The organism is Glycomyces terrestris (genome assembly GCF_003933745.1).
GTDB lineage: Bacteria > Actinomycetota > Actinomycetes > Mycobacteriales > Micromonosporaceae > Glycomyces > Glycomyces terrestris.
On record NZ_RSEB01000001.1, the window covers coordinates 410187 to 422268 of the forward strand.

Annotated in this window: 11 protein-coding genes; 7 read left to right on the forward strand and 4 right to left on the reverse strand. The window is 73.6% G+C overall.

The window, feature by feature from the left end; translation table 11 throughout:
- Positions 1-108 precede the first annotated feature (108 nt).
- The 4 genes from EIW28_RS24600 (at position 109) to EIW28_RS01955 (ending at position 3856) form a co-directional block, all read left to right on the forward strand.
- Positions 109-1722, forward strand: a complete 1614-nt coding sequence (locus EIW28_RS24600; RefSeq protein ID WP_197717020.1) for a serine/threonine protein kinase — start codon at positions 109-111, stop codon at positions 1720-1722.
- A gap of 99 nt (positions 1723-1821) precedes the next feature.
- Positions 1822-2673, forward strand: a complete 852-nt coding sequence (locus tag EIW28_RS01940) for an SDR family oxidoreductase (RefSeq protein ID WP_125246030.1) — start codon at positions 1822-1824, stop codon at positions 2671-2673.
- Positions 2674-2917: 244 nt separating this feature from the next.
- A complete protein-coding gene (locus tag EIW28_RS01950) occupies positions 2918-3256 on the forward strand; it encodes a cupin domain-containing protein (protein ID WP_125246032.1) in 339 nt (112 codons plus the stop codon).
- A gap of 72 nt (positions 3257-3328) precedes the next feature.
- Positions 3329-3856, forward strand: coding sequence for a DUF4383 domain-containing protein (locus tag EIW28_RS01955; RefSeq protein WP_197717021.1), 528 nt, complete (start codon positions 3329-3331; stop codon positions 3854-3856).
- Positions 3857-3859: 3 nt separating this feature from the next.
- Here the strand turns inward: EIW28_RS01955 and EIW28_RS01960 are convergent, their stop codons facing one another.
- Entirely contained in the window at positions 3860-4633 is a 774-nt protein-coding gene (locus EIW28_RS01960) for a VOC family protein (RefSeq protein ID WP_125246033.1), read from the reverse strand.
- A 132-nt stretch (positions 4634-4765) separates the two neighbouring features.
- Here EIW28_RS01960 and EIW28_RS01965 point away from each other — a divergent pair, with 132 nt between their 5' ends.
- Positions 4766-5428 (forward strand): hypothetical protein, encoded by a 663-nt coding sequence (locus EIW28_RS01965; protein WP_125246034.1) that lies wholly within the window; start codon positions 4766-4768, stop codon positions 5426-5428.
- On the opposite strand, the gene EIW28_RS01970 is transcribed toward EIW28_RS01965, so the two are convergent.
- Positions 5425-6666 (reverse strand): DUF2786 domain-containing protein, encoded by a 1242-nt coding sequence (locus EIW28_RS01970; protein ID WP_125246035.1) that lies wholly within the window; start codon positions 6664-6666, stop codon positions 5425-5427. The genes EIW28_RS01965 and EIW28_RS01970 overlap by 4 nt on opposite strands.
- An 86-nt stretch (positions 6667-6752) precedes the next feature.
- Positions 6753-8264 (reverse strand): hypothetical protein, encoded by a 1512-nt coding sequence (locus EIW28_RS24055; RefSeq protein WP_158630258.1) that lies wholly within the window; start codon positions 8262-8264, stop codon positions 6753-6755.
- 533 nt (positions 8265-8797) lie between these two features.
- On the opposite strand from EIW28_RS24055, the gene ligA reads away from it, so the two are divergent.
- Positions 8798-10873, forward strand: coding sequence for an NAD-dependent DNA ligase LigA (gene ligA / locus EIW28_RS01980; RefSeq protein WP_125246036.1), 2076 nt, complete (start codon positions 8798-8800; stop codon positions 10871-10873).
- A gap of 1 nt (position 10874) precedes the next feature.
- On the opposite strand, the gene EIW28_RS01985 is transcribed toward ligA, so the two are convergent.
- Entirely contained in the window at positions 10875-11180 is a 306-nt protein-coding gene (locus EIW28_RS01985; protein WP_125246037.1) for a DUF6355 family natural product biosynthesis protein, read from the reverse strand.
- A gap of 388 nt (positions 11181-11568) precedes the next feature.
- Between EIW28_RS01985 and EIW28_RS01990 the strand changes: the two genes are divergently transcribed.
- Positions 11569-12015 (forward strand): hypothetical protein, encoded by a 447-nt coding sequence (locus tag EIW28_RS01990; RefSeq protein ID WP_125246038.1) that lies wholly within the window; start codon positions 11569-11571, stop codon positions 12013-12015.
- Positions 12016-12082: the final 67 nt, after the last annotated feature.

Sequence of the window (12082 nt, forward strand, 5' to 3'; positions counted from 1 at the left end):
ATCGGGCGAGGACGGATCTGTGACGGGAGGTGGTGTAGTGCTCGGGTGGTCCGGGCCGCCCGGCGCGGGCCCGGCCCGAACCGGTTCCCTCGCCTCGGAGACGACGCCATGCAGCCCTTGTCCCCCACCGATCCCGACCGCATCGGCCCCTACCGGGTCTTCGCCGAGCTGGGGCGCGGCGCGATGGGGCGGGTGCTGCTGGGGGCCGGGCCGGACGGGCGGCTCGTCGCGGTCAAGACGATCCGCGAGTGGCTCGTGGAGGACGAGGAGTTCCTGGCCCGGTTCCGCGAGGAGGTGCGCAAGTCCACGCAGGTCTCGGGGCTGTACACCGCCGCCGTGATCAAGGCCAGGCCGCACGACCCGGTGCCGTGGCTCGCCTCGGAGTTCCTGCGCGGGCCGACGCTGGACGCCGCGGTCAAGGCGGGCGGCCCGCTGCCGGAGGAGTCGGCGCTGCGGCTGGCGGCCGGGCTCGCCGCCGCGCTCGAGTCGATCCACGCGGCCGGGGTGATCCACCGGGACCTCAAGCCCGGCAACGTGATCCTGGAGGCGAACGGCCCCAGGGTGATCGACTTCGGGATCGCGCGCGCCGCCGAGGGCTCGGACCTGACGCGCACGGGGGCGCTCATCGGCACGCCCGGGTTCATGTCGCCCGAGCAGACGCGGTCGCAGCCGCTCACGCCCGCCTCCGACGTGTTCTCGCTGGGCTCGGTCCTCGTGCTGGCGTGCACGGGCGCGGGGCCGTTCACCGGCTCGTCCACACTGGACACGATGAACAACGTGGTGCGGGCCGAGCCGGACCTGGACGGCGTGCCCGTGCGGGTGCGCTCGCTCGTGGAGCGGTGCCTGGCGGCCGAGCCCGCCGACCGGCCGTCCCCGGCGGAGCTGCTCGCGCTCATCGGGCCGCTCCCGCCCACCTCGCGGCCGTGGCCCGACCCGGTGGCGGCGCTCGAGGGCGAGCAGCGGCTCGCGATCGCGCGGTTCCTCGACGAGGCCGAGGAGGAGCCCACCCGCGTCGACTTCGGCGGCCCGACCCTGGTCACGGACCCGAACCGGCCCACGTGGGTGCAGTCCCCGCCCCCGGAGCCCGAGCGGACGCCTCCGCCGCCGCGGCCCGGGCCGCCGTCACCGCCGCAACCGGGCCCGGCGTCACCGCCGCGGCCGCCCGTGAGCACCCCGAACCCGGCCGCCGGGGCGGGTTCGGCCGGCGGTTCAGGGGACGGTTCGGGCGCCGGCATCGGCGCGGCGTTCTTCGTCGTCGCCCTCATCATCGCGGCCCTGGTGTGGTACGAGAACCGGGGCGGGGGCGATGACGATGAACCGTCCGACCGGGAGGCGTACGTCGAGGACTGCCGCGACGACGGGTACTCGGCGTCGGACTGCGAGACCTCCTGGTCCAACGACCCGTCCTTCACCTGGACCGGGGAGCTGCACACCGAGTGGGACGAGGAGACCACCCCCTGGGAGGAGGAGACCACCGATTCCGGGCCGAGCCAGTCCGAGGTGTACATCGCCGAGTGCGAAGCCGACGGGTACTCGCAGTCCGAGTGCGAGACCTCCTGGTACAACGACCCGTCGTACACCTGGACCGGGCAGCTCTACGAGGGGCAGAGCCAGTACGAGGTGTACGTGGAGGAGTGCGTGGCCGACGGCTACTCCGAGGCCGACTGCGACGCGTCCTGGTACGAGGACCCCTCGTACACCTGGACCGGCGTCCTCCACTGACCCGTCGCGGGGGAACTCCGGACCTTGCCGCGCGCGGCGCGGATACTGGAGGCCGCGGGTACTGAGGGCGTCGTGGACGCGGACGGAAGGAGACGCGGCGTGGGAACCATCGCCGTCACCGGGGCCACCGGTCAGCTGGGGTCGAGAGTCGCCAGGATGCTCGCCGATCGCGGTGTGGCGCAACGGCTCGTCGTGCGCGACGCCTCGCGCGCGCCGCAGCTGGAGGGCGCCGAGGTCGCGACCGCCTCGTTCGAGGACGAGGACGCGCTGCGCGCCGCGCTGTCCGGAGTGGACACCCTGTTCCTGGTCTCGGCGCACGAGAGCGCCGACCGGATGCCCGAGCACCGCAGCGCGGTGCGCGCCGCCGTGGCGGCCGGGGTCGACCGGGTCGTCTACACCTCCTTCATGGGCGCGTCGCCGCTGGCGACGTTCACGTTCGCGCGCGAGCACTCGCTGACCGAGCAGCTGATCGCCGCGGCGGGCCTGCGGCTGACGGCGCTGCGGAACGCGCTCTACGCCGACGTGCTGCCGCTGTTCGTGCAGGACGGCGAGATCCGCGGCCCGGCCGGGCAGGGCCGGGTCGCCTGGGTCGCGCGCCACGACGTGGCCCGGCTCGCGGTGGAGGTCCTGCTCGACGAGCGGCACGCCGACCGGATCTACGACGTCTCCGGTCCCGAGCCGCTCGACCTGGACGAGTCCGCGCGGATTCTCGGCGAGGTCACCGGGCGCGAGATCACGTACACCGCCGAGACCGACGAGGAGGCCCGCGCCTCGCGCGCGGGCGCCGAGGAGTGGCAGATCGCCGGGTGGGCCGGATCGTACCGGGCCGTCGCCACCGGCGAGACCTCGGTGACCAGCCACACCATCGAGCACGTCACCGGCCGGCGGCCCTGGACGCTGGAGGAGTTCCTGCGGCACGAGCCGGACTCCTGGCGGCACCTGGTCGAGTGAACCGGGGGCTCGGGTTCGCCTGGGGCACGGGCCTGAGCGGCGCGACGGCGGGCACGGCGAGCGCGGCCCAGGCGGCGACGGCGAGCCCGAGACCTGCGAGGACGGCGAACAGGAGTCCGAATCTAGCAGCAGGCGCGGCTCGCTCCGGCCGGCAGCGTCGCGGGCCGGGGCGCGGGCGGACTTTTCCGCCGCGTCCTTCCGCGTACGCCGATGTGAGCCGCGCTAGCGATTTAGCATCGAATGTATGGAAATCAGCGCAGAAGGCACCGTCGTCGAAGCACTCGTCCGCGAAGCCGGGGCCGCGCCGTCGGGACGCGCCGGTCGGACCGTGCACGGCGGCAATGGCCGCATCCTGGGGCAGACCCTCATCGCCCTGAACCGCGGCGCGGTCCTCGACGAGAACCCCAATCCCGCCGAGACCACGTTCCTGGTGATCCGCGGCCGGGTCCGGCTCACCGCGGGCGGCGACGTCCAGGAGGCCGGCCCGTTCGAGCTCATCGCCGTCCCGGACACCCCGGACTACGACCTGGACGTGGTCGAGGACGCCGTCGTCCTCCTCACCGTGGCCCGCCCCTCGGCCTGAGCCGGGCCGAGGTGGTGTCGCGGCGCGCGGCGCGGGGTATCCGGCAGGCACGCACGAAGAGGGGAGCGCGCCATGAACTCGCGACCGATGTCGACCACCGGCCACCACTGGTGGGAGGCGGAACGGCGGCGCACGACCGCCGTCCAGCAGGGACTCAACGCCGTGTCCTGGGTCTTCCTCCTGATCGGTGTCATGGGCTTCGTCCCGCTGCTCACGCCCGGGTTCTCCGGGATCGCGTTCGCCGGGCCGGAGACGACCGCCGAGCTGTTCGGCGTCTTCGAGGTCTCGGTGCTCAGCAACCTGATCCACCTGCTTTTCGGCGTCGTCGGCCTCATCATGTCCTGGATGGCGCGGTTCGCGCGCCGCACGCTCATCGGCGGCGGCGTCTTCTTCGCCGTCCTCGGCCTCTACGGGCTGATCGTGGACGCGGTGAACGCCGGGGACTTCCTGCCCTCGTCGTGGGCCACCGGCCTGCTGCACCTGGGCATGGGCGTCCTCATGATCGTCCTCGGCTTCGTCCTGCACCGGGAGCTCCCCCGGGAGAGCGAGGCGCGGGACGAGGGCGACTTCGGGGAGACGAACCGCGGCGCCGCTCGCTGACCGTCACGACTCGAGGGGCCTGGTTCGCGCGAGCCAGGCCCCGTCCGCGTCCTTGTCGGTGAGGCAGTAGACCAGGCCGACCGGGTCGCGCATGACCTGCCAGTGGCGGTGGCGTCGCAGCGCCCGCGCGCCGGCCGCGACGTGCCGCGCGGTCTCGGCGTCCACGTCGTCGCAGGAGAAGTCCAAGTGCGCCTTGGCCTTCGCGCCGGGCGCGGCGTCGTCGAGGCGCTGGAGGAGGAAGTGGACGGGGAACCCGCGCGGGGGCAGGAGCCGCCGGAACTCGTCCACGTCGGTCGCCGTCTGCGGCCAGCCGGTGAGGGCGCGCCAGAACGCGAGCTCGTCCTCGAAGGCGCCGGGCGGGACGTCGAGGCAGATCTGGTCGGGGCGGCTGCGGCCGCCGGCCCAGCGCGCGGGCGGCGGCGTCGCGGACTGGCCCTCCCGGTGCCGCACGAAGCAGAACGGCGCGCCGGCCGGGGAGGTGAAGACCCGCAGGCCGGGCTGTTCGCTCACCACGGCGGCGCCGAGCTCGCGGGCCCGGGCCGAATCGGCGTCGAGCTCGGTGACGTGGAAGTCGGGGTGGAGGCCGGGCCCGCCGGTGCCGAGCCGCTGCACGCTCAGGCAGGCGTCGCCTTCGGGCGGCTCCAAGGTCGCGAACTCGTCCGCGCGGCCCCACGGCTCGGAGCGGGTCGCCCCGGCCGCCTCGAGCCAGAACGCGGTGCCCGCCTCGAAGTCCGGGGCGGGGAAGTCCAGGAACAGGGTCGCCCAGCGGATCGTCATGGGCGCGGGCCGTTCAGCGGGTGCATCCCGCACGTCTACCCCGACTCGGGCGCTTTAACCGGGAGGCCCGGCACGACCGTCCGCGGCCGCTCGCGTTGCGGCGGTGTCGGACCGCTGCGGCAGGATGGCCGCATGAGACCACAGGATTCGCGGTTCCGTCCCCACTGGTGGGCCACCGGCATGTCGGACCTCGGCGTGGAGGCCCGGCCGGACATCGCCACGTACGGCCAGTACGACTTCGCGCACCTGCCGCCGGTGCCGTTCCCCATGGACGGCGACCTCGCCTGGCTCGCGCCGAGGCCCGAGCACGAGCGCTGGCCGATCGTCGGGAACGCCGCCGAGGCGGTCGGCCCTCTGGCGGCCGCCTGCGCCCGCCGCCGCCTCCCGCTCCCGCCCGCGTTCACGCTGTTCATGGAATCCGAAGCGCTGCAACGGAAAGTGCGGTCCTCCACGGCCTGCTTCATCGACCTCGACACCGCCCCGGTGCCGGTCGAGGGCGGCGGGCACTTCGTGCGGTTCCTCGCCGACCAGCAGGGCTGCCTGTACTGGTACCTGTACCTCACCGAGGACGGCGCGGACCACGCCGTGGTCTGCTCCCCCGACTACTTCGGCTCCGAGGACGCCGCCGTCGCCGAGGACCTGGACGAGGTCAGCTTCAGCGCCGAGTCCTTCGAGACGTTCCTGTGCCGCACCTGGCTGGAGAACGAGATCTGGTTCGCGAGCACCGGGAAGGGCGCGATGCCCGACGTCGGCGCCGAGTACCTCGAACGGTACCGGGACCTGGGCAGTGCCTAGCGGCGCCCGATGGGCTCCTGGGGGTGGAGGCGGGCCGCGTCGGCGGCGGCGAGGCCGGCGAGGTGGCCCTCGTAGTTGGTGATCCGGGTGGAGCGGCCGAACTTCAAGCGCGGGAACAGCTCCGAGGTGCGGGCGTCGACGCGCTCGTCGCGCTGGCGCATCACCGGCACGAGGTCGGTGCCGGTCTCCTCGGCGACCTCGCGGGCGGTGTCGTCCGCGGAGGCGCGCAGCCGCTCCCCGATGCGCATCGCGAAGGAGGCCAGGAACGACTGCCGGAACGAGCGGGTCTGGGACTTGCCGCGCTTGGCCGCGACCGACCCGACCCGCGCCATCGCGGCCGTGGCCTGCACCAGGAGCGAGTGGTAGAGGAGTTCGACCGAGCGCAGGTCGCCGCGGTCGCCGATGAGCGTGGTGAAGCCGCCGTCGGGCCAGTACACCGAGCGGCAGTGGTTCGCGTCGGCGATCTGCGCCAGGAGCTCGGACTTGGGCTGCTCGTAGGGCCGCTCGATGACGACGCGCACGGCCTCGGGCTCGCGCCGCTCCTCCCCCGCCTCGGCGAGCAGCGCCTCGTTGATGCTGTGGCGGGCGATGAGCTCCTGGGCCTTCGCGGTGAACGCCTCGGCCTCGGCGTCCGAGTCCGTGGACTCGGCCTTCGCCAGGAGGGCCCGGATCCGCTCGTACGCGCGGGAGGACTCGGCCACGCCGAGGCGGTGCGCGATCAGCGGCGTGCCCGGGAGCGGCTCGACGCGCGGGATCTTCGGGAGCCCGCCGAGCAGGTCGAGGGCTTCGAGGACGGCGGCCCACAGCACGATCCGGTCCCACCGGCCCAGGCCCGCGGCCGCCTCGGCCACGCCGGCGTCCGAGACGGCGGCGGCGAGCTCGTCGCGGTGGGCGAGCCAGCGGTCGCTCAGCTCCGCCTCGGTGTAGCGGGCGAGCTGGCCGCGCATGAGGACCGCGCCGGCCTGCGCCGCCTCGGCGCTCACGGACTTCTTGAGCGTGCTCGACACCTCGCGCGGCATCCAGCCCCATTCCCAGGCGCGGAGGACCGCGTCGTCGCCGAGCTCGCCGAACACGCGGGCCAGCGCGGCGGGCCAGGCCGTCTCGTTCGAGGCGCCTTCGAGGTCGGAGGCGGCGTCGACCCAGTCGGTGCGGGCACCGCGGGCGCGCTGGAGGGCCCCGAGCACGAGGTAGCGTGCGCGGCCCTCGGGCGGCAGCCCGTTCAGCTCGTCCTGTTCCACCGGTCCCCCCGATTCCGCCGAAGGTCCGAGCGTACCCGCGCCGCGCCCTCCGGGCCCCGTGCGGCGGGCCCGGTGGGCGCGACGTCTCAGCTCATGAGGTCGGTGAACAGGCCGCGGAAGTCGGCGTCGCTGAACTCGGAGGCCATCTGGAGCATGGAGTCGGACGAGTAGATGTAGACGCTGGTGTAGGTGCCGTCGAGGCGGTCGGGGCACGGGTCGCCGATCTCGCGGGCGTAGTCCGCGACGAGCCGGCCGGTGCGCAGCTCGTACGCCTTGACGGTGAACCGGTGCGCGTAGAACACGCCCCAGAACGTGCTGCCGGAGGGCGCGCGGTACATGCACGAGTCCTGGAACTCGCCGACCTCGGCGTCGACGCACACGACGAGCGCGGTGCCGGCCGCGGTGTCGCCGAGCCAGGACTCCGGGAAGTCGCGGCCCTCGGGGCCCCAGGCGCCGGCCAGGCGCATCGGGTTGACCGCGCCGTCGGTGTAGGCGGGGGCGCCCGCGTAGGCGACGGGGCTGTCGCAGTAGGTGCCCGAGTCGAGGACGCCGTCGGCGGCCTGGGCGGCGAGCTCGTGGCCGGGGTGGTCGGTGAGGAATTCGCGGTAGAGGATGCCGGCGCCGGCCTCGTCGCCGGACTGGGTGCGCTCCTGGGCGCAGTCGAAGAGCCGCAGCGGGACCTGGTCGGCGGCGGCCGCGAGGGGCTCGGTGATCTCGGGCGCGTCCCAGGTCTGGGCGGCGATCCAGTCGTCGACCATGTAGCCGCTGCACGGTCCGGTCTCGGCGAGGTCGGCCGTGAACGCCTCGACGGCGGCTCGGACGGCATCGGCCTGGCCGGGATGGTCGTCCAGAGTGGAGGTGAGCTGCGTGAAGCCCTCTTCGACGGCGGTGAGTTCGGGGACGTCGCCTTCGAGGGCCGCCTGGAAGAGGAGTCCGGCGCGCTCGGGGCCGGCGCCGTCCCAGAGGGCGCCGGGGTGGGTGAGGTAGTCCTCCATGGTGTCGGCGCCCTCCGCGGGCGGCTGGTCGAGGGCGGCGAGGAGGAGGGCGCAGGCGTCCCGCTCCTCGGCGGCGCGGAGGACGGCGGGGCCGAAGGCGACGCGGTGGACGGCGTCGAGGCGGTCGATTCCGGCGGTGGCGGCCGCGCAGTCGCCCTCAGCGTGGGCGGCCTGGGCGCCCGCGGCGATCCACCAGGCGTCGAAGCGGAACCAGGTCACGGTGAGCAGGACGAGGGCCGCGGCGGCGACGGCGAAGGCCCGGGTGCGGGGCCCGGGGTCGGCGTCGGCGATGTCGGCGAGGCGCTCGGGGCGGGCGCGGCGGGTGAGCCACCAGGCGTGGAGGATCATCGCCAGGCCCCAGGCCGGGAGCAGGAAGCGCCACAGGGGGTTCTCGGTCTGGACGGCGGCCGACCAGGCCAGGAACCCGGTGCCGGTCAGCGCGAGCGCGCTCAGGATGGGACGGCGCAGGAGCATGTAACCGAGGCCGAGCATGGTGGCGTTGCCGGCGATGGCGGCGACCGGGTCGGCCGCGGGGCGCAGCGGCGCGGGCGGTGGGGGCGGAGGCGGCGAGGCGACCTCCGCGGCGGTCGGGAACGGGTACATGCGGCACTCCTCGGGCGTTTCGGTTCCCCAGTGCAACACGGCCGGCGCGGGACCGGTCCCGCCTCGCGGCGCGGCCGCCACGGCGGGCAGCCCGCCTCGATGTTCCGCTGCGGTGAAGCGGGACAAGGGAATCCGGCGGGCGCGGGAGCGCCGCCGTCCGCGGGGCGATCCGGTCGGGCGGATCGTGTGCGAGTGAACCCGCGGTACGCGGCCGGCCTACGAGCGACGGAATGCGGTCGCCCGCGGGACGATCCGGCCTGACGGATCGCGTAGGAGAGGGAATCGCGCTTCACGCACGGCCAACGGTCGATGGAGGGCGGCCGCCCGCGGCCGGCCTGGCGGATCGCGTAGGAGGGAATTCCGGTTCACGGCCAGCCGGCGGGCGCGGGAGCGCCGTCGCCCGCGGGGCGATCCGGCCGGTCCGCGTGAATGCGCATTGGAATCTTCCCGGCCCTTTCGGGTGGGCCCGGTCAGCGCGCCGTCCCTGTTCAGGCGGTCCGCGGAGTGTCGGTGGTGGATGGGAGCATGGTGGCATGACGACGATCCCCACGGCTCCGGCCGATCTCCTCGCCGACGAGTCCGCGTACCTCGACGCGGTGGCCCGGGCCCGGCAGGCCGCCGACGCCTATTACGGGTCGGGCGAGTCCTCGATGGACGACGACACGTACGACCGGCTGCTGCGCGGGATCACCGCGTTCGAGGTCGAGCACCCCGACCTGGTCGCCGCCGACTCCCCCACGCGCGAGGTCGCCGCGGGGGTGACCTCGGGCGATGTCGAGCACGCGGTGCGGATGCTGAGCCTGGGCAACGTGTTCTCCGAGGAGGACCTGCGGGACTGGGCGGCGAGCCTGGAGCGGCGCCTGGGCGGCCGGCCGGTCGCGGCGTGGGTGGTCGAGCCGAAGCTCGACGGCGTCGCGCTCGCGGCCCGCTACCGGGACGGGAGGCTGGTGCAGCTGGTCACCCGCGGCGACGGGAGCACCGGCGAGGACGTCTCGCACGTCATCGGCGACCTGGTCGGCCTGCCGCGGGAGCTCGCCGAGCCGGTCACGATCGAGGTCCGCGGCGAGGTGCTGATGACCGAGGAGCAGTTCGCGGCGGCGAACGAGGCGCGGGCCGCGCACGGCGGGGCCGTGTTCGCCAACCGCCGCAACGCCTCCAGCGGGTCGCTGCGGGCCAAGGACCGGCCCTACCGGGTGCAGCAGACGTTCTTCGCCTACGACGCGCTCACCGACCCGGCGCACACGAGCGACCCCGGCCTGGCCGAGCTGCCGCACAGCGAGCTCATCGCGCGCCTGGCGGACCTCGGGCTCGGCACCACGCTGGGGACGCCGGTCGGCACGCTGGCGTGCGCCGACCTGGAGGCGGTGCTCGCCCGGATCGAGGCGATCGGGACGATGCGCCCCGACCTCGCGTACGAGCTCGACGGCGCCGTCGTCAAGGCCGACCTGCCCGCCGACCGGGCCGAGGCCGGCACCGGCTCGAGGGTCCCGCACTGGGCCACGGCGTACAAGTACCCTGCGGCGCAGAAGATCACGACCCTCCTGGGGGTCGAGTGGAGTGTGGGCCGCACCGGCGTCATCGCCCCGCGCGCCGTGCTGGAACCGGTCGAGGTCGGCGGCACCACGATCACGTACGCGACGCTCCACAACCCGGCGGACATCCGCCGCCGCGACCTCATGATCGGCGACCAGGTCACCGTCTACCGGGCCGGCGAGGTCATCCCCCGCGTGGAGGGCGCGATGACGACGCTGCGCACCGGCGCGGAGCAGGTGATCGAGTTCCCCGAGGCGTGCCCTCGCTGCGGCGCGGCCATCGACCGCAGCCAGGAGCGGTGGCGGTGCGAGCGCGGCCGCGCCTGCGGGCAGGTGGAGGCGATCCGGTACGCGGTCGCCCGCGACTGCCTCGACATCGAAGGGCTCGGTGAGAAGCTCGTCGTGCAGCTGGTCGAGAAGGGCATGATCGAGGACTTCGCGGACCTCTTCTCGCTCACGCGCGAGCAGCTGCTCGACCTCGACCGCATGGGCGAGGTGAGCGCCGACAAGCTCCTGGCCGCGATCGGCGACGCCCGCAGCCGGCCGCTCAACCGCGTGTTCTGCGCCCTCGGGGTCCTGGGCACCGGCCGGTCCATGTCGCTGCGCATCGCCGGGTACTTCGGGTCGATGGACGCGATCCAGGCCGCCGACGCGGTGGCGCTGGAGCGGGTGGACGGCATCGGCGGCGAGAAGGCCCCGGTCATCGTCGCGGAGGTCGCGGAGCTGGCGCCGGTGATCGCCAAGCTCAAGGCCGCGGGCGTCAACCTCGAGCAGCCCGGCTGGGTGCCGCTGCCGGCCCCTGACGCCGAGCCCGAGGAGAGCGGACTCCCGTTGCACGGCATGGCCGTCGTCGTCACCGGCGGCATGACCGGGCCCTTGGCCGAGCACTCGCGGACCCAGATGAACGAGCTCATCGCCCGCGCGGGCGGCAAGGCGTCGTCGAGCGTCTCCAAGCGCACCGGGCTCGTCGTCGCCGGTGAGAAGGCGGGCTCCAAACTCGACAAGGCGAACGACCTCGGGATCGAGGTCATCACGCCCGAGCAGTTCGCCGAACGCCTCGCCGAGTTCCTGGAGTGAGCTAGCGGTACCAGCCGTAGAAGCAGTTGGTGGGCCCGCCGTCGTAGTAGGCGTACGTCGTCCGCCAGGTGTTGTACGGCGAGTTGCCGGCGTTGATGTTGTTCATGCCGGGCCGCGCGCAGAAGTGGTCGTCGTCGCCGAAGACGTGCTCGACCGTGAGCATCACGTTCGTGGTGCCGCAGTGGTTGTAGTCCTGGGTGCCGTCGCCCTGCCAGCCGCAGGGCGCGGCCGAGGCCGGGGCGGCGAGCGCCAGGCCCGCCGCCGCGGCCAGGACGCCCGCGGCGAGCGCGGTACGGATGATCCTCATTGGATGTTCCCCCTCGTGTCAATGTGGATTGCCGCGAGCAGGCTAGCACTGGGCGTTTCGGGACGAGAGCGGACTTATGGCCGCGCCGGGCGGACGGGCCGAACCGGAATGGCACGAAACCGGGAACAAGCGGAATCCTGTGACGCACGGCATCGGAATCGCCCTGCGCGGGAGGCGAAGCGGACTGCCGTCCGCGGTCGCCGACGGCTCGTTCACCGGGCGCTGCCTGGGGTTTCGCCTGGGCGGGCGCGGTCGTCGACGCTGGCGCCGGAGACCGCTTGAGGGCCGCGGCGAAGCGCGCACCTCCGTCCGCCCGGTTTGCCGGCGCGTTCTAGGGTGCTGAATTGAAAGCACCGAACACTTCTCGACACGAGGCAGGGAGAGAGCGATGAGCGATTTCGACACGACCGGCGACGACTACACCGCCGACGACTACGGCACGACCGACGAGTTCTCCACCGACGACTCGGCCTCGTACACCGACACGTACGGGGACTACACCGCCGAGGCCGAGCTCGACCTCGACGGCGACGGCCTGGAGGAGTCGATCGGCCTGGACACCAACGCCGACGGCATCGACGACACCTTCGACTCGGACTTCAACAACGACGGCTTCATCGAGCAGTCCGTGACCGACGTGGACGCCGACGGCATCGCCGAGTCCGCCATGATCGACACCGACGGCGACGGCGACCTCGACCAGATCCTCACCGACAGCGACGAGGACGGCTGGGCGGACACCGTCGAGTCCGACACGAACAACGACGGCGTCATCGACGAGGTCCAGATCGACTACGACACGGACGGCGTCATCGACGAGGTCCAGTCGTACTAAGCACCTGTTCGACGCGCGGCGGCGCGGCCCGGATCTCCGATCCGCGCCGCGCCGTCGTCATTTCCGG